At 57.4% G+C, this 18559-nt stretch carries 15 protein-coding genes and 1 riboswitch; of the genes, 8 read left to right on the forward strand and 7 right to left on the reverse strand.

Going from position 1 to position 18559, the window contains the following annotated elements; translation table 11 throughout:
• Positions 1–85: 85 nt before the first annotated feature.
• Positions 86–2509 carry a glycerol-3-phosphate 1-O-acyltransferase PlsB gene (gene plsB, locus DTA24_RS26465; RefSeq protein WP_008807307.1) on the forward strand — a complete coding sequence of 808 codons (2424 nt, stop codon included), beginning with the start codon at positions 86–88 and terminating at the stop codon, positions 2507–2509.
• A gap of 57 nt (positions 2510–2566) precedes the next feature.
• Here plsB and ubiA read toward each other — a convergent pair whose 3' ends face one another.
• The 5 genes from ubiA to malK all read right to left on the reverse strand — a co-directional run bounded on the left by ubiA (position 2567) and on the right by malK (position 7659).
• Positions 2567–3433 carry a 4-hydroxybenzoate octaprenyltransferase gene (gene ubiA, locus DTA24_RS26470; RefSeq protein WP_008807308.1) on the reverse strand — a complete coding sequence of 289 codons (867 nt, stop codon included), beginning with the start codon at positions 3431–3433 and terminating at the stop codon, positions 2567–2569.
• Positions 3434–3445: 12 nt separating this feature from the next.
• Complete coding sequence (gene ubiC, locus DTA24_RS26475) at positions 3446–3943, reverse strand: chorismate lyase (protein ID WP_022065222.1); 498 nt, start codon at positions 3941–3943, stop codon at positions 3446–3448.
• A 187-nt stretch (positions 3944–4130) separates the two neighbouring features.
• A complete protein-coding gene (gene malM, locus DTA24_RS26480; protein ID WP_008807310.1) occupies positions 4131–5060 on the reverse strand; it encodes a maltose operon protein MalM in 930 nt (309 codons plus the stop codon).
• Between the two features lie 114 nt (positions 5061–5174).
• Positions 5175–6464: a maltoporin gene (locus DTA24_RS26485; protein WP_008807311.1), complete on the reverse strand. Its 1290-nt coding sequence runs from the start codon at positions 6462–6464 to the stop codon at positions 5175–5177.
• 85 nt (positions 6465–6549) lie between these two features.
• Positions 6550–7659: a maltose/maltodextrin ABC transporter ATP-binding protein MalK gene (malK, locus tag DTA24_RS26490; protein ID WP_008807312.1), complete on the reverse strand. Its 1110-nt coding sequence runs from the start codon at positions 7657–7659 to the stop codon at positions 6550–6552.
• A 370-nt stretch (positions 7660–8029) separates the two neighbouring features.
• Between malK and malE the strand changes: the two genes are divergently transcribed.
• The 3 genes from malE (at position 8030) to malG (ending at position 11929) form a co-directional block, all read left to right on the forward strand.
• Positions 8030–9220, forward strand: a complete 1191-nt coding sequence (malE, locus tag DTA24_RS26500) for a maltose/maltodextrin ABC transporter substrate-binding protein MalE (RefSeq protein ID WP_008807313.1) — start codon at positions 8030–8032, stop codon at positions 9218–9220.
• A gap of 117 nt (positions 9221–9337) precedes the next feature.
• The gene (gene malF, locus DTA24_RS26505; protein WP_008807314.1) at positions 9338–10882 is read left to right on the forward strand and encodes a maltose ABC transporter permease MalF; all 1545 of its coding nucleotides are present in this window, start codon (positions 9338–9340) and stop codon (positions 10880–10882) included.
• 156 nt (positions 10883–11038) lie between these two features.
• On the forward strand, positions 11039–11929 hold the full coding sequence (gene malG / locus DTA24_RS26510) for a maltose ABC transporter permease MalG (protein WP_002884725.1): 891 nt from the start codon (positions 11039–11041) through the stop codon (positions 11927–11929).
• 193 nt (positions 11930–12122) lie between these two features.
• Here malG and psiE read toward each other — a convergent pair whose 3' ends face one another.
• Positions 12123–12533: a phosphate-starvation-inducible protein PsiE gene (gene psiE / locus DTA24_RS26515; protein ID WP_046882476.1), complete on the reverse strand. Its 411-nt coding sequence runs from the start codon at positions 12531–12533 to the stop codon at positions 12123–12125.
• Between the two features lie 144 nt (positions 12534–12677).
• Between psiE and DTA24_RS26520 the strand changes: the two genes are divergently transcribed.
• Together DTA24_RS26520 and DTA24_RS26525 are read left to right on the forward strand one after the other, a co-directional pair.
• On the forward strand, positions 12678–13187 hold the full coding sequence (locus DTA24_RS26520; protein WP_123837141.1) for a GNAT family N-acetyltransferase: 510 nt from the start codon (positions 12678–12680) through the stop codon (positions 13185–13187).
• Between the two features lie 8 nt (positions 13188–13195).
• Complete coding sequence (locus tag DTA24_RS26525; RefSeq protein ID WP_032734029.1) at positions 13196–13651, forward strand: acyltransferase; 456 nt, start codon at positions 13196–13198, stop codon at positions 13649–13651.
• Positions 13652–13698: 47 nt separating this feature from the next.
• On the opposite strand, the gene pgi is transcribed toward DTA24_RS26525, so the two are convergent.
• Complete coding sequence (gene pgi / locus DTA24_RS26530; RefSeq protein ID WP_012543196.1) at positions 13699–15348, reverse strand: glucose-6-phosphate isomerase; 1650 nt, start codon at positions 15346–15348, stop codon at positions 13699–13701.
• Between the two features lie 349 nt (positions 15349–15697).
• Positions 15698–15933: riboswitch (Lysine riboswitch) on the forward strand.
• Between the two features lie 179 nt (positions 15934–16112).
• Here pgi and lysC point away from each other — a divergent pair.
• Entirely contained in the window at positions 16113–17462 is a 1350-nt protein-coding gene (gene lysC, locus DTA24_RS26540; protein ID WP_008807318.1) for a lysine-sensitive aspartokinase 3, read from the forward strand.
• Between the two features lie 139 nt (positions 17463–17601).
• On the forward strand, positions 17602–18531 hold the full coding sequence (gene panS / locus DTA24_RS26545; protein ID WP_002884627.1) for a ketopantoate/pantoate/pantothenate transporter PanS: 930 nt from the start codon (positions 17602–17604) through the stop codon (positions 18529–18531).
• Positions 18532–18559: the final 28 nt, after the last annotated feature.

Raw genomic sequence — 18559 nt, forward strand, 5'->3', positions numbered from 1 at the left:
TTGCCGCGTGGTAACGGAAATTTTGCCCACTTTCTGTTATTCTTGCCGCGCATTTGCATGATTAACCAGAGGCTTCACATCGTTTATGTCCGGCTGGCAACGAATTTACTATAAATTACTGAATTTACCATTACGGGTGCTGGTAAAAAGCAAGTCTATTCCGGCAGAGCCTGCCCAGGAATTAGGACTCGATACCTCGCGTCCGGTCATGTACGTCCTGCCCTATAATTCCAAGGCGGACCTGCTGACGCTGCGCGCCCAATGCCTGGCGCATGATTTACCCGATCCGCTTGAACCGCTGGAGATCGACGGCGCGCTGCTGCCGCGTTACGTATTCATCCACGGTGGGCCGCGCGTATTTACCTATTACACGCCAAAAGAAGAGTCCATCAAGCTGTTCCACGACTACCTCGATCTGCACCGCAACCATCCGGACCTCGATGTGCAAATGGTGCCGGTCTCGGTGATGTTCGGCCGCTCGCCGGGTCGTGAGAAAGGGGAAGTCAATCCGCCGCTGCGGATGCTGAACGGTATCCAGAAATTTTTCGCCGTCTCCTGGCTCGGCCGCGACAGTTTCGTGCGTTTCTCGCCTTCCGTGTCGCTGCGCCGCATGGCGGATGAGCACGGTACCGATAAGATCATCGCCCAGAAGCTGGCTCGCGTCGCCCGGATGCACTTTGCCCGCCAGCGCCTGGCCGCCGTCGGCCCGCGTCTGCCGGCTCGCCAGGATCTGTTTAATAAACTGCTGGCCTCGAAAGCGATTGCCCGCGCGGTGGAAGACGAAGCGCGCAGCAAGAAAATTTCGCATGAGAAGGCTCAGCAGAACGCTATCGCGCTGATGGAAGAGATTGCCGCGAACTTCTCGTATGAGATGATCCGCCTGACCGACCGCATTCTCGGCTTCACCTGGAACCGCCTGTACCAGGGGATCAACGTGCATAACGCCGAGCGCGTGCGCCAGCTGGCTCACGACGGCCATGAGATTGTCTATGTCCCCTGCCACCGCAGCCACATGGACTATCTGCTGCTCTCCTACGTCCTGTATCATCAGGGCCTGGTGCCACCGCATATCGCGGCGGGCATCAACCTCAACTTCTGGCCTGCCGGGCCGATCTTCCGCCGCCTGGGCGCGTTCTTCATCCGTCGCACCTTTAAGGGCAACAAGCTCTACTCCACGGTGTTCCGTGAATATCTTGGCGAGCTGTTCAGCCGCGGCTATTCCGTCGAGTATTTCGTCGAAGGCGGCCGCTCCCGTACCGGCCGTCTGCTCGATCCGAAGACCGGTACGCTGTCGATGACCATCCAGGCGATGCTGCGCGGCGGCACCCGGCCGATCACTCTGGTGCCTATCTACATCGGCTATGAACACGTGATGGAAGTAGGCACCTACGCTAAAGAGCTGCGCGGCGCCACCAAAGAGAAAGAGAGCCTGCCGCAGATGGTGCGTGGCTTGAGCAAGCTGCGCAACCTTGGCCAGGGCTATGTCAACTTCGGCGAACCACTGCCGCTGATGACCTACCTTAACCACCATGTGCCGGAGTGGCGGGAAGCCATCGACCCGATCGAAGCCATCCGCCCTTCCTGGCTGACGCCAACGGTGAACAACATCGCCGCTGACCTGATGGTGCGCATCAACAACGCCGGCGCGGCCAACGCCATGAACCTGTGCTGCACGGCGCTGCTGGCCTCGCGTCAGCGTTCACTGACCCGGGAGCAGCTCACCCAACAGCTGGAGTGCTACCTCGCGCTGCTGCGCAATGTGCCCTATTCGCCAGATGCGACGACACCTTCCGCTTCGGCCAGCGAGCTTATCGACCACGCGCTGCAAATGAACAAGTTCGAAGTGGAGAAGGACACCATCGGCGATATCATCATCCTGCCGCGCGAGCAGGCGGTGCTGATGACCTACTATCGCAACAACATCGCCCATATGCTGGTGATACCGTCGCTGTTAGCCGCCCTGGTGACTCAGCATCGTCAGCTCAGCCGCACCGAAGTGCTGCGCCATGTCGAAACGCTGTATCCGTTCCTCAAGGCCGAGCTGTTCCTGCGCTGGGAGAAAGCAGAGCTGGCCGGGGTGGTGGATGCATTGATTGCCGAGATGCTGCGTCAGGAGCTGATCGTCGTCGATGGCGAGGTGATGAGCCTCAATCCGTCGCACTCTCGCTCCCTGCAACTGCTGGCCGCGGGCGCGCGCGAGACGCTGCAGCGCTATGCCATCACCTTCTGGCTGCTGAGCGCCAACCCGTCAATCAACCGCAGTTCGCTGGAAAAAGAGAGTCGTACCGTGGCCCAGCGCCTGTCGGTGCTGCATGGCATTAACGCGCCGGAGTTCTTCGACAAAGCGGTGTTCAGCACCCTGGTGCTGACCCTGCGCGATGAAGGCTACATTAGCGACACCGGCGATGCCGAGCCGGAAGAGACCCTGAAGGTTTATCGGATGCTGGCGGACTTGATTACGTCGGATGTGCGGCTGACGATTGAAAGCGTCACGCAGGATGACGCGTAACGCGGTGTTTTCTGCCCTCGCTTCCCCCCGATACACCGGGGGGAAGCTGACAGGGGATTACAGGTAGCTCATCGCCAGGCCCAGGAATAGCACCAGCCCGACGTAGTTATTGTTCATAAACGCTTTGAAGCAGTTATCGCGCTCGCGATTGAAGATAAGCTTCTGCTGCCAGCCAAACAGACCTGCCGCGACAAACAACGACCAGTAGTATTCCCAGCCCAGCCCATTCAGCCAGCCCACCGCGCCCATCAGCGCCAGCACGGCCACCTGCAGGATACCGATAATCAGACGATCGTTTTCGCCGAACAGGATCGCCGTGGACTTGATGCCGATCTTCACGTCGTCATCGCGATCCACCATCGCATACTGGGTATCGTAGGCCACCGCCCACAGAATGTTGGCGAGGAACATCAGCCAGCAGCTCAGCGGCAGCGATTCGCTAACGGCCGAGAAGGCCATCGGGATCGACCAGCCAAAGGCGGCCCCCAGCACCACCTGCGGCAGATGAGTGTAGCGCTTCATAAACGGGTAGACCCATGCCAGGGCCAGCGCCGCGACCGACAGCAGAATGGTCATGGTGTTGAGGGTGAGCACCAGCAGGAAGGAGAGCAACACCAGAACGATAAACAGCGTTCGCGCCTCTTTCTCGGTAACGTCGCCGCTCGGTAGCGGACGACGGGCGGTACGCTTTACGTGACCATCAAATTTTCGATCGGCATAGTCATTCACCACGCAGCCGGCGGCGCGCATCAGCCAGACGCCGGCGACGAATACCGCCAGGATCCACAGCGGCGGGACGCCCGGCGAGGCCACCCACAGCGCCCACAGCGTCGGCCACAGCAGCAGCAAAGCGCCGATCGGTTTGTCAGTGCGCATCAGGCGATGAAACGCCAACAGCTTATTCTGCGACAGACTCCACTCCATTTTTTCTTCCTCTTAGTACAACGGCGACGCAGGCAAAAACAGCTCGGTCAGCAGCAGGGGTTTGCCGCTCAGCCGCAGGCGGGAACGACGCCCCCACAGCGCTGCATCGCGACCAATTTCAATAAAATCGCGGCTTAATGTCGACGACGTGAACAGGTATCGGCCCAGCGGGATCTGCCCGAGCTGCTGTAGCGCCAGCTCCGGACCACACAGTGTCGACTCCGGCACCACCGTGCGCCCGGCCAGCCAGGGTTCGCCATCGGCATTGAGTATAATCTCCCGCAGCCAGTAGCGCGGCTCGTCAGGTAGCAGCGCCGCTTCGTCAGTCAGCGCCTCACGCTCAATATACCCTTCGTTAATCAGGGTCACGGTGACCTGCTTTCCTTGTTGCTCAAAGCGCTGGGTCATTGAGTCCTCCAGCAGCAGCCAGTCACTCAGGGGCGGCGCCAGGGATGGCATAACGGCAAAATAGCGCAGCGCACGCAGTCGCGTAAGCGCAGGATGGGACATGCCTGATTCTCCGGTACATAACGTGAAAGCATTGTATCGCAGAATAGGCGGTTGGTGGCGGGCAAACGTCAATATACGATCATTCACGCAACAGCCATGCAACAGGCTGCCGCGCGTGCAAAAAAAGGTGCATCCCGAAGGATGCACCTAAAGGCTGTGCCTAAACATCAGCATTGTGGGGAGACGATTACCCCTTGCCTTTTACACTGCTGATAAAGGTGGAACGAGCGGATTTCGAGCCGAGGCGCTCAGCTTCGTTCATCAATTTCAGAGCTTTGTCGATGTCACCTTGTTTCACCGCCTGCTTAATACCGTTGTTGAAGTAGGTTTCGGTATCGCTGAGCATCGGTTCGCTTTTGGCTGCCGGCGCAGCAGCAGCAGCGGCGGCTGGCGCGGCCACCGGCGCGGCGGTATTGCCTACGGTGACCGGACCCGGGCCGGAGGAGCCGAACAGCGGGCCCACCAGCACGCTGGAGGTGCTATTGGTTTTCACTTTCAGCTTCAGCACGCCATCGGTGGTATGTTTAGCGATCGGATCCGGGATATCCGGGGCCGCATTGCCGGCGCCTTTGGCATAGGCTTTCGCCGGATCCAGTAGGGTCGTGGTCTGCTGGAGATCTTTTTCAGTGGTAAACACCAGCACATAGAGTTTTTGCTGGCCCAGCGCCGGGGTCAGGCGCATCACGCCGCCCAGGCGGTCAGCGGTCATGACGCCCGGCTGCTGATAGGTAAAGTAGTTGCTGGGGAAGAACGCCGCTGGCGTCATGTTCTGATCCAGAATCAGCACGTTCGGCGCAAAAATCTGCTTATGTTTGTTCAGTTCGCTGTCGAGCGTCAGGGTCAGCTCACCGATATTGGCCGGTACGCTCCAGGCGGCGACCGGTCCGACGATCCCCGGGACATCCAGGCGTTGACCGCCGGTGGTTAAATCAACGCTCTGCGTCTTTGATTGATCGGCAGGCGTCCAGATCAGCTGCTGCAGCGCGCTGGCTGGAATAGACGGCGCGGCGCTGGTGTTCTGCGGTACAAAGTTAACATCGGCAAGGCTCATCCCCGGCACGCATGCCAACATCCCTGCGGATAAACACAGAGCGACGAGAGTTTTCTTCATTTTCATTCTTCTCACCTTGGATAGCATCGGTTTAGCGGTAGCCAGGCAATAGCGCGCTAACCCTGAATAGTCAGGAGGGGCTGACGCCCCTCCCAGGTTACACCCGTCCTGCGGACGGTATTACCACCACACTTCCATCTGGGCACCGAAGGTAACTTCGCTGTCGTCACCGCGGCTGGAGGTGTACATGCCGCTTCCGCTGCTGTCTTTGGTCTGCAGACCGGAGGCGTTGCTGTAACCCCAGTTTTCATCCCACTTCGCGTAGGTTGCGAAAATACGGATAGCCGGACGAGACCAGACGCTGTTGCCTGCCTGCCACTGTTGAGCCAGAGTAATTTTGTACTGGTTGTTGTTTTCGCTGGTACGCTGGGATTTCACGTTGTCGTAACCGATTTCCAGCTGGGTGCTCATGATCGGCGTCCATTTGTACATCGGACGGACACCCACGGTGTACCAGGTCGAACCGTTTTTGCTGTCCAGGTCCACGTCCTGGTACATCGCCACGTACATCAGGCCCCAGTCATCGTTGAAGTCCATCGCACCGTGATCCAGAACGCGGATCATGCTGCCGTTGTTATCGATGCTGGTCCCTTGAGAGTGGCCGCTGTTCCAGGAGGTCATTGCGTCGGTCGCGTACTGAACGACAAACTTGTTGAAGCCGCCCCAGATGGACTGAGTATGTTCACCGGTCCACATCCAGCCGTCTTTCGACGCGCCGTCTTCCAGGCGGTAGTCATCCTGCGGGTTCGCACGGCCGTAATCGACGCCTAACTCCAGCACGCCGCCCGGGTTGGTTTCCAGGCCCGCCAGACGGATGTCAAAGACGTCGTTGGCCGTTTTCGCTGCATATTTTTTGGTGTCATCGCTGGAGAAGGTATAAGAACCGCCGCTTTCTGAGTTACGGGTAGCGGCCAGAGAGAGCTTACCGAAGCCAAGGTCAACGTTTTCCAGACCTGCACCCGGGCCGGAGATATCCCAGTAGTAGAAGTCGATCATGTGAACGTCATGACGCTGATAGAAGCGTTTACCCGCCCACAGCGTGGAGCCCGGCAGCCAGTCGATCAGGTTTTTACCCTGGATGTTGGCTTCACGGAACGCCGGAGAGGTGCTTTCCCAGTCATCTTCCTGATTCACGGAATAGGCAACGTTAGTATCGAAATAAAAACTCTTATCCCCTTCTTTCCACAGTTCCTGGCCCAGCTTCAGTTCCGCATAGGTTTCACATTCGTTACCAAGACGGTATTTACTTTGAGCACCGGTCGCTTTGAAGCACTGTTGCTCGCCGCCGCTGCCGGTCCAGCCAATGCCGGAACGCGCGTAGCCATGGAAATCGACAGCCAGCGCCTGAGCAGACATTACGCCTGCTGCGACGGCGACCGCCAGAGGAAGTTTGCGCAGAGTAATCATCATTCTATCTCCTGAGATCATTGCTTTTCTTTGAACGCTTCGCCGGTGTACCGCCTGCCGGGTTCGCGCCTTTTTTTAATGGGAAGCCTTACACGCCCGGCTCTTTATGCAGCCGACGACAAGCGGTGCCATCCTCACGGAATAAGTGGCAACGTTCTGGCGGCAAACCGATGGCGAATGTGGCTCCCTCTTCTACCAACACCACGTCGTTCTGGCGGTAAACCAGGTTCTGACGGATGGCGGGGATCTGGATATGAATTTGCGTTTCATGACCGAGCTGTTCGACGACCTGAACCTCGCCTTCGAGGGTCACATCGGCGATATCGCTGGGCAGTAAATGCTCCGGGCGGATACCTAAGGACATGTTGGCGCCCACCTGAACGTTGGCGCTGTCCACCGGCAGCCAGACTTGCTGACGGTTCGGCAGTTCTACCTGCACCTGATCGATAGCCGTCGCCGTGACTTTGACCGGCAGGAAGTTCATCTTCGGCGAACCGATAAAGCCAGCAACGAAGCGGTCAGCCGGATAGTGATAGAGCTCCAGCGGTTTCCCGACCTGCGCCACACGGCCGGCGTCCAGAACCACGATCTTGTCGGCGAGGGTCATCGCTTCCACCTGATCGTGGGTGACATAAATCATGGTGCGGGCCAGTCGCTTATGCAGACGGGAGATCTCGATACGCATCTGGACGCGCAGGGCGGCATCCAGGTTAGAGAGCGGTTCATCCAGCAGGAAGACGCTTGGCTCTGCCACCAGCGTACGACCGATCGCCACACGCTGGCGCTGACCACCGGAAAGCGCTTTCGGTTTACGCTCCAGGAGATGCGCCAGCTGTAAGACCTCAGCCACCTGAGTCACACGCTGGTTAATAACCTCTTTTTTCGCGCCGGCCAGCTTGAGGCCGAAAGACATATTTTCGGCAACGGAAAGATGGGGATAAAGCGCATATGACTGGAATACCATGCCGATGCCACGTTCGGCTGGCGGCACGTCGTTCATCCGGGTATCGCCAATAAACAGATCGCCGCTGGTGACGGTTTCCAGTCCGGCAATCATACGCAGCAGGGTGGATTTGCCGCAGCCCGACGGTCCAACAAACACGACGAACTCCCCATCCTGGATCTCGAGATTGATATCTTTAGATACCACCACGTCGCCCCAGGCTTTCGTTACATTTCGCAGCTGTACGCTCGCCATGCCCTTCTCCCTTCGTTACAACCTGTCACTTAAAGACACATTCAAGATGGGTCGACTATGCGGCATTCCTTAGGCTGGCAAATCCTCCACCCCCCGGCTTTTTTATGGGGGAGGAGATGGGAGGATGAGAGATTGCCTCTCGCCGCGGGGGATGGCGGACGCAGCGTGATTTCGTGATGGGGACGACAAAATTGGGCACTTTTTTCTGTGCTCCAGGACGCAATACGGCCGTTTTTGCAATGGAGATCACACAACCAGCGGGTGGGGCGTAGACCTGGGGAGGATGGAAAGGGGTTGTTAAAAAAGGAAACTCATCATCGTTAAGCCACCGAAGTGTATCCACGAGTACATCACCAAATAGGACGGGTATATGAAAATCAAAACTGGCGCTCGCATCCTCGCGCTGTCAGCACTGACCACGATGATGTTTTCCGCCTCTGCCCTCGCAAAAATTGAAGAAGGTAAGCTGGTTATCTGGATTAACGGCGACAAAGGCTATAACGGCCTCGCTGAAGTGGGTAAAAAGTTTGAAAAAGACACCGGCATTAAAGTTTCCGTAGAGCATCCGGACAAGCTGGAAGAGAAGTTCCCGCAGGTTGCGGCGACCGGCGACGGCCCGGACATCATCTTCTGGGCGCATGACCGTTTCGGCGGCTACGCACAGTCCGGCCTGCTGGCTGAAATCACCCCGGACAAAGCGTTCCAGGACAAACTCTATCCCTTCACCTGGGATGCCGTGCGCTTTAACGGCAAACTGATCGCCTATCCGGTGGCGGTTGAAGCCCTGTCCCTGATTTATAACAAGGACCTGGTGCCGAACCCGCCGAAAACCTGGGAAGAGATCCCGGCGCTGGATAAAGCGCTGAAAGCGAAAGGTAAGAGCGCGCTGATGTTCAACCTGCAAGAACCGTACTTCACCTGGCCGCTGATCGCTGCCGACGGCGGGTACGCCTTCAAGTTTGAAAACGGCAAATATGACGTGAAAAACGTCGGCGTAGACAGCGCAGGCGCGAAAGCGGGTCTCACCTTCCTGGTTGACCTGATCAAGAACAAGCACATGAATGCCGACACGGATTACTCCATCGCGGAAGCCGCCTTCAACAAAGGCGAAACCGCCATGACCATCAACGGTCCGTGGGCGTGGTCTAACATTGATAAGAGCAAGGTTAATTACGGCGTCGCCCTGCTGCCGACCTTTAAAGGCAAACCATCGAAACCGTTCGTTGGCGTGCTGAGCGCCGGTATCAACGCCGCCAGCCCGAACAAAGAGCTGGCGAAAGAGTTCCTCGAAAACTACCTGATGACCGATCAGGGTCTGGAAGCGGTTAACAACGACAAACCGCTGGGTGCTGTCGCGCTGAAATCCTTCCAGGAGAAACTGGAAAAAGATCCGCGCATCGCCGCCACCATGGCGAACGCCCAGAATGGCGAAATCATGCCTAACATCCCGCAGATGTCTGCCTTCTGGTATGCCGTTCGTACCGCGGTAATCAACGCCGCCAGCGGTCGCCAGACGGTCGATGCTGCACTGAAGGATGCACAGAGCCGTATCACCAAGTAAGAAAACGGCGGGTGGCGCTTGCGCTTACCCGCCCTACCACTACGGCTCGGACCGTAGGTCAGGTAAGCGAAGCGCCGCCTGACAAATAAGTTTTCACCGCTGTAGAGGATGATCCCCATGGATGCCGTTAAAAAGAAACACTGGTGGCAAAGTCCGCAACTCACATGGTCTGTGATTGGCTTACTGTGCCTGCTGGTGGGTTACCTTGTTGTTTTGATGTACGCCCAGGGGGAGTACCTGTTCGCCATCATGACGCTGATTTTAAGCTCAGTTGGCCTGTATATTTTCGCTAATCGCAAGGCTTATGCCTGGCGCTATGTCTATCCCGGCCTCGCCGGCATGGGTCTGTTCGTCCTGTTTCCGCTGATCTGTACCATTGCCATCGCCTTCACTAACTACAGCAGCACCAACCAGCTGACCTTTGAACGTGCGCAGCAGGTGCTGATGGATCGCTCTTTCCAGGCTGGCAAAGCCTATAACTTCACGCTGATCCCGGCGGGGGACGAGTGGAAACTGGCCCTGACCGACGGCGAGAGCGGTAAAAACTACCTTTCCGACGCTTTTAAATTCGGCGGTGAGCAGAAGCTGGCGTTAAAAGAAACCGATGCCCTGCCGGAAGGCGAGCGCGTCAGCCTGCGCGTCATTACCCAGAACCGCACCGCGCTGAACCAACTGACCGCGGTGCTGCCGGATGACAGCAAAGTGATCATGAGCTCGCTGCGTCAGTTCTCTGGCACTCAACCGCTGTATACGCTTAGCGAAGATGGGGTGCTGACCAACAATCAGACCCACGTTAAATACCGCCCGAACAATGACGTAGGCTTCTACCAGGCGATTAACGCCGACGGCAGCTGGGGCACTGAAAAGCTGAGCCCGGGCTACACCGTGACGATCGGCTGGGATAACTTCACTCGCGTCTTCCAGGACGAAGGGATCCAGAAACCGTTCTTCGCTATTTTCGTCTGGACCGTGGTGTTCTCGGTGCTGACGGTGATTTTGACCGTGGCCGTGGGAATGGTGCTGGCTTGTCTGGTGCAGTGGGAAGCGCTGAAAGGCAAAGCAATTTACCGCGTCCTGTTGATTCTGCCGTATGCCGTACCGTCGTTTATTTCGATTCTGATTTTCAAAGGGCTGTTCAACCAGAGCTTTGGTGAAATCAATATGATGCTCAGCGCGCTGTTCGGCATTAAGCCGGCCTGGTTTAGCGACCCGACCACCGCGCGTACCATGATCATCATCGTCAATACCTGGCTGGGCTATCCGTACATGATGATCCTGTGCATGGGGTTGCTGAAGGCGATTCCGGACGATCTGTACGAAGCGTCGGCGATGGATGGCGCCGGTCCGTTCCAGAACTTCTTTAAAATTACGCTGCCGCTGCTGATCAAACCGCTGACACCGCTGATGATCGCCAGCTTCGCCTTTAACTTTAACAACTTTGTGCTGATTCAGCTGTTGACCAACGGTGGCCCGGACCGTCTCGGCACCACCACCCCGGCCGGTTATACCGACCTGCTGGTGAGCTACACCTATCGCATCGCCTTTGAAGGCGGCGGCGGTCAGGACTTCGGCCTGGCGGCGGCTATCGCAACGCTTATCTTCCTGCTGGTTGGCGCGTTAGCGATTGTGAATCTGAAAGCCACACGCATGAAGTTTGATTAATTGGAATTACCAGGCGTTATTGGCGCGGACAGTTTGGACTCGGCCAGCGCGGAAGAACCGGAGCGTACACGTAGTACGTGAGGATTCTGAGCACTGCCCGAGTTCAAAATGGCAAGCAAAATAGCCTGGAGCGAAGTCAAGGGGAGTAAAATTACAATGGCTATGGTCCAACCCAAATCGCAGAAGCTACGTTTATTTACTACGCATCTCCTGCTACTGATTTTTATCGCGGCGATTATGTTTCCGCTGCTGATGGTTATCGCCATCTCGCTGCGCGAGGGTAACTTCGCCACCGGCAGCCTGATCCCGGATACCATCTCCTGGGAACACTGGCGTCTGGCGTTAGGCTTCAGCGTCGAACACGCCGATGGCCGCGTCACGCCGCCGCCGTTCCCGGTGCTGCTGTGGCTGTGGAACTCGATTAAGGTCGCCGGCATTACCGCGATCGGTATCGTCGCCCTCTCCACCACCTGCGCCTACGCTTTTGCCCGTATGCGCTTCCCGGGGAAAGCGACGCTGCTGAAAGGGATGCTGATTTTCCAGATGTTCCCGGCGGTGCTGTCGCTGGTGGCTCTGTATGCGTTGTTTGATCGCCTGGGCCAGTACATCCCGTTCGTCGGCCTCAACACCCACGGCGGCGTGATCTTCGCTTATATGGGCGGTATCGCGCTGCACGTCTGGACGATTAAAGGCTACTTCGAAACCATCGATGGTTCGCTGGAAGAAGCGGCGGCGCTGGATGGCGCGACCCCATGGCAGGCTTTCCGCCTCGTGCTGCTGCCGCTGTCGGTGCCGATTCTGGCGGTGGTGTTTATTCTGTCGTTCATCGCGGCCATCACCGAAGTGCCCGTCGCCTCGCTGCTGCTGCGCGATGTGAACAGCTATACCCTGGCGGTAGGTATGCAACAGTATCTCAACCCGCAGAACTATCTGTGGGGCGACTTCGCCGCTGCGGCGGTGCTCTCCGCCATCCCGATCACGGTCGTCTTCCTGCTGGCGCAGCGCTGGCTGGTTAACGGCCTGACGGCGGGTGGGGTGAAAGGTTAAGTTTTTTTTGTAACACCGGCCCCAAATTTCAGATGAGGGCCGACGGTCTAGCCGCAATACACGACCCCAACCGGGTATTGTCGCCGTCGCCCTCAGCTGAAAAAGTAAGGCCAATGCCACTGCTATCCTCAACTGGACCCTACATAAATTTTATTTGTGACTGTTGGTCAGCGGCCCTGGAGGCCGCTTTTTTTTATTCGCGTTTCAGGCGATTGGAGTTACACAGCCAGAGCGTAATCACCAGGATCAGGATCGCAGCAGAGTAAATCAGCACCGACATCGGCGACTCATGGTCGATGATAATCAGGCGCACAATCGCGGTGATGCCGATATAGACGAAATAGCGCAGCGGGAAGTGAAACCCCGACTGAAAATACTTGACGATCAGCGCGATAAACTCGAAGTAGAGGAAGTAGACCACCAGACCTTCCACCAGCCGGTACTTACTGGTCGGCTCCGGGGTAAAGAGGACATCGGCCAGATGCAGCGTCTCTTTCCCGAGGAAGACGATCAAAATAATCCCCAGGCACAGCAGCCCAAGATTCAAAACCGTTTGCATCGCGGTGGCGATAAAATTCACCAGCGGACGATAAACCGACGACATAAATACCCCTCATCATTATGCTTCTTTGAGACCTGTATAACGCAAAAATGTGATCCAGATCGACATTATTCGCTAACTTTTTGCCACCACCGGCGAAGATGTAACAATCACAGCCCAGACGGACGGGTTAAAAAGGAAACAACCATGCTGAAGATTCGTACCGCACGCGCAGAGGATGCGGCTTTACTCAATGAAATGGGCAGTGCCAGCTATCGCCATCACTTTGCTCACCTCTGGCATAACGCCGACGAGCTGGCGTGCTACCTGCAACAAGAGTATTCCCTGGCCTCGCTGCAACGCAGCCTGACCGATTCCCAGTGCTGTTGGTTGATTGCTGAAGCCCCCCACCCTGTCGGCTTTGCGAAATACGCCTGTCGTCAGGCGATAAGTCCTGAAGGTCCGTCCGGTACGCTGTTGCATAAGCTCTATCTGCTGCCTGACACAACGGGCCGACGCTACGGCGAGCAGATATTTCGCGCCGTCGAGGCGAGAGCAAAAGCGGCCGGTGAACGCTGGCTGTGGCTGGAAGTGCTCGCCGATAACCCCGCTGCGCGCCGCTTTTACGAACGTCAGGGGATGCAGCACGTGAAAGATGTCGCATTTCATTCCGCCAGCCAGCAAAGCACCTTACATATTCTGGCCAAACCGATCTGAGAGGCACTATGCATACCCTTCGGGAAACGGCGATCCGCAACGTCACCAGCGGTGAGAACGTGGTGATCTACCAGCCCGCCAACCTGTACGACTGCACACTGGGCGATAACGTCTTCGTCGGGCCGTTCGTTGAGATCCAGGGCAATACCCGCATCGGCGCGAACAGTAAAATTCAGTCCCATACCTTTATCTGCGAGTACGTCACCATCGGCCAGCGCTGCTTTATCGGTCACGGCGTGATGTTCGCCAACGACCTGTTTCGCGAGGGTAAACCAAACGCCGACCGCGCCAGCTGGGGGCGAATTGAGATTGGCGATGACGTGTCGATCGGCAGCGGCGCCACGATTCTGGCCGTCAGCATCTGCGATGGGGTGGTGATAGGCGCGGGCAGCGTGGTGACGAAGTCCATTACCGAGAAAGGGGTGTGGGCGGGGAATCCGGCGAGGCTGCTGCGGCGGCTGTAAAAAAAATGCCGACCTAAGGGTCGGCATTGCGTCTTAGCTGCGCAAGATTATGCGCGCCAGGCTTTATAACGGTTAATCAGGCCGTTAGTCGAGCTGTCGTGGCTGCTAACTTCGCTGCCGTCTTTCAGCTCCGGCAGGATGCGGTTAGCCAGCTGTTTGCCCAGTTCAACGCCCCACTGGTCGAAGGTGAAGATGTTGAGGATCGCGCCCTGGGTGAAGATTTTGTGCTCGTACAGGGCAATCAGCGCCCCCAGGCTGAACGGGGTGATTTCACGCAGCAGGATGGAGTTCGTCGGACGGTTGCCTTCAAACACTTTGAACGGCACCACGTGCTCCAGGGTCGCCGGATCTTTACCCTGATCGCGATATTCCTGCTCGACCACTTCACGGGATTTACCGAAAGCCAGGGCCTCGGTCTGAGCGAAGAAGTTGGACAGCAGCTTCGGATGATGGTCGGACAGCGGGTTGTGGGTGATAGCTGGGGCGATGAAATCGCACGGTACCATTTTGGTGCCCTGGTGGATCAGCTGGTAGAACGCGTGCTGACCGTTGGTGCCCGGCTCACCCCAGATGATCGGGCCAGTCTGGTAGTCTACCGCGTGGCCGTTACGGTCAACATACTTACCGTTGGACTCCATGTTGCCCTGCTGGAAGTAGGCGGCAAAACGGTGCATATACTGGTCGTACGGCAGAATCGCTTCGGTTTCTGCTCCGAAGAAGTTGTTGTACCAGATACCGATCAGCGCCAGCAGCACCGGCAGGTTTTTCTCCGCCGGGGTGGTGGAGAAGTGTTTATCCATCGCATGCGCGCCGGACAGCAGCTCAACGAAGTTGTCGAAGCCCACGGAGAGAATGATGGACAGGCCAATCGCCGACCACAGGGAGTAACGGCCGCCAACCCAGTCCCAGAATTCAAACATGTTGGCGGTGTCGATGCCGAACTCGCCAACCGCTTTCGCGTTGGTAGAAAGCGCCGCGAAGTGTTTGGCCACGTGTTTGTCGTCGCCCGCGGTCGCCAGGAACCAGTCGCGCGCGCTGTGGGCGTTGGTCATGGTTTCCTGAGTGGTGAAGGTCTTGGACGCCACCAGGAACAGGGTCGTTTCCGGGTTGACGTTCTTCAGCACTTCAGCGATGTGGGTGCCATCGACGTTGGAGACAAAGTGCATGTTGAGGTGGTTTTTGTACGGACGCAGCGCTTCGGTGACCATGAACGGACCGAGGTCGGAACCGCCGATACCAATGTTAACCACGTCGGTGATCGGTTTGCCGGTATAGCCTTTCCAGCTACCGGAGATAATCGCTTCTGAGAAGGTTTTCATCTTCTCCAGCACAGCGTTCACTTCCGGCATCACATCTTTGCCATCAACCACAATCGGCGTATTGCTGCGGTTGCGCAGCGCGACGTGCAGTACCGCACGGTCTTCGGTACGGTTGATCTTTTCGCCGGAGAACATCGATTTAATGGCGCCTGCCAGATCGGTCTCTTTCGCCAGATCCTGCAGTTTAGCCAGCGTCTCTTCGGTGATGCGGTTTTTGGAGAAGTCCACCAGCATCAGATCGTCGAACGTCGCGGAAAACTTAGAAAAACGGTCGCTATCTTTGGCGAACAGCTCGCTGATAGTGACATCTTTCATTTCGTCGAAGTGTTTCTGTAATGCCTGCCAGGCAGAGGTCTGCGTTGGGTTGATGTTTTTCATTAGCAATACTCTTCTGATTTGAGATTGTGACTTCGGTCGATTGTAGCGCCGGTGACGGAAAATTGTGATGATTTTTGTGACTTGTCCCTGACGCCGGTCAGGAATCGGGTCAAAACGGAGTAAAAAGCCCCATTAGTATAGCTATCATAAGGCTTTTTTCTGTTAGCCGCAGGGGCATGAAAAATCCGCATAACCGCAGCGTTGACATAGCTGGTGTTAAGCCTTTATATATCCGCAGTGCTTACGTATTGGTAGGTATCTATTGCTCGCGCATTTCACGCTACAGCGAAAGGGTATTCGCGGGGGATATAATGTCCCTGTTCCCCCGGCCAGGTGAAAGACGTCGGTAATTGCCAGAAGAGGTGCGTTGCCCAGGTAACCGTATTGGAGGAACCAGTCCGGGGAAAATACGTGAGGGGGAGCAACGCCGAGGTGAAAGAGCGTCTGGTCACGCTCCTCACCGGCCACAGGGGCTGAATCCCCTGGGTTGTCACCAGAAACGTTCGCAGTCGGGCGTTTCATACCCGAACACCTCAGCGCCCAGAGCGGTGAGTCGGGTCTACAAGGTGGAGCACTTCTGGGTGACATCGTAGTTGTTTATCACTCTGCGCCACCCTGTTTATCGCTCTTCCCTTGTGCCATGGCTGAATAATTTGGCCTGGCTTATTAAGACATTTTGTTGCGATCCGGCGGCGTCCAGCCCCTGCCACGATCGGTGTTCAGGAATCGTTTTAATAAGTCAGGCCCCCTGACACGAGGTTGTTATGACAGATCTAGTCGTCGCCAAATTTGGCGGCACCAGCGTTGCCGATTTTGACGCTATGAACCGCAGCATCGATGTGGCGCTGCTCGATGCCAATACCCGTATTGTTGTGCTCTCCGCCTCTGCCGGCGTGACCAACATTCTGGTGGCCTTAGCGGGAGGGCTGGAACCCACCGAACGTTTTTCCCAGCTGGATGCTCTGCGCCAGATCCAGTTCAATATTCTGGAGCGTTTGCGCTATCCCAACGTGATCCGCGAAGAGATTGAGCGCCTGCTGGAAAATATCACGACGCTGGCGGAAGCCGCCGCGCTCGCCTCCTCGACCGCCCTGACCGACGAACTGGTCAGCCATGGCGAACTGATGTCCACCCTGCTGTTTGTAGAAATTCTGCGTGAACGCGGTATTCAGGCGCAGTGGTTTGACGCCCGTAAAGTGCTGCGCACTAACGATCGCTTTGGCCGCGCCGAACCGGACATCGCCGCCGTCGCCGAACTGACCCAGCAGCAGCTGGCGCCGCGCCTGGCGGAAGGCCTGGTGGTGACGCAGGGCTTTATCGGCAGCGAAGCGAAAGGCCGCACCACCACCCTTGGCCGCGGCGGCAGCGATTATACCGCCGCTCTGCTCGGCGAAGCGCTGAATGCCACCCGCGTCGATATCTGGACCGATGTGCCCGGGATCTATACGACCGATCCGCGCGTGGCGCCAGCGGCGAAACGCATCGACGTCATCGCCTTTGAAGAGGCAGCGGAAATGGCCACCTTTGGCGCCAAAGTGCTGCACCCGGCGACCCTGCTGCCTGCCGTGCGCAGCGATATTCCGGTGTTTGTCGGCTCGAGTAAAGAGCCTAAAGCGGGCGGTACGCTGGTGTGTAAAACCACCGAGAACCCGCCGCTGTTCCGCGCGCTGGCGCTGCGTCGCCGCCAGACGCTGCTGACGCTGCACAGCCTGAATATGCTGCACTCCCGCGGCTTCCTCGCCGAGGTATTCGGCATTCTGGCGCGCCATAACATCTCCGTCGATTTGATCACCACCTCCGAAGTGAGCGTGGCCCTGACCATGGACACCACCGGCTCGACCTCTGCGGGCGATACCCTGCTGACCCAGGCGCTGCTGACCGAGCTCTCCTCGCTGTGTCGCGTGGAAGTGGAGGAAGACCTGGCGCTGGTGGCCCTGATTGGCAATGAGCTGTCGAAAGCCTGCGGCGTCGGTAAAGAGGTCTTTGGCGTCCTCGAGCCGTTTAATATCCGCATGATCTGCTATGGCGCCTCCAGCCATAACCTCTGCTTCCTGGTGCCTGGCGCCGATGCGGAGAAGGTGGTGCAGAAGCTGCATCATAATTTGTTTGAATAAAATTTCTTAGCACGATAAACAATACCTATAGCCGGGCTCGAACCCGGCTTTTTTATAACAACATCAACACAACCAGCGGACCTGCTCGCCGCCCCATCGGGATGGCGCGGCCCGGTTCGCGTATCGCAAGGAACACAACATGCTCGCAACTCTGACGCGGCTGTTCCCGTTATGGGCACTGCTGCTCTCCGTTCTGGCCTATTACACTCCCACCACCTTCACCCCAATTGGCCCATGGGTCACCACCCTGCTGATGCTGATCATGTTCGGTATGGGTGTGCATCTGAAGCTGGAGGATTTCAAACGCGTCCTGTCGCGCCCGGCGCCGGTCGCTGCGGGGATCTTTCTCCATTATCTGGTGATGCCGCTCGCCGCCTGGCTGCTGGCGCTGCTGTTTCATATGCCGCCGGAGCTTTCCGCCGGGATGGTGCTGGTCGGCAGCGTCGCCAGCGGGACTGCCTCCAACGTGATGATCTTTCTTGCCAAAGGGGATGTGGCGCTGTCGGTGACCATCTCCTCGGTCTCCACCCTCGTCGGCGTCGTGGCGACACCGCTGCTCACCCGTCTGTACGTCGACGCGCATATTCAGGTCGACGTCATGGGCATGTTGCTCAGCATTCTGCAGATTGTGGTCATCCCCATCGCGCTGGGACTGATTGTCCATCATCTGCTGCCGAAGGTGGTGAAAGCGGTAGAGCCGTTCCTGCCCGCTTTCTCGATGGTATGCATACTGGCGATCATCAGCGCGGTGGTGGCGGGTTCCGCCGCCCATATCGCCTCCGTCGGCCTGGTGGTGATTATCGCGGTGATCCTGCATAACACCATTGGCCTGCTTGGCGGCTACTGGGGCGGACGTCTGTTTGGTTTTGATGAATCCACCTGCCGTACGCTGGCGATCGAGGTGGGGATGCAGAACTCTGGCCTGGCGGCCGCGCTGGGTAAAATTTACTTCGGCCCGCTGGCGGCGCTGCCAGGCGCGCTGTTCTCCGTCTGGCATAACCTGTCCGGTTCGCTGCTGGCCGGGTACTGGTCAGGAAAGCCTATCGCCAAAAAAGCCGACAAGCGCTGAGCGTGATACGTCCGGGCGCAGGCCCGGG

It is taken from the genome of Klebsiella sp. P1CD1 (genome assembly GCF_003790505.1).
In the GTDB taxonomy this organism is placed as follows: Bacteria; Pseudomonadota; Gammaproteobacteria; order Enterobacterales; family Enterobacteriaceae; genus Klebsiella; species Klebsiella variicola.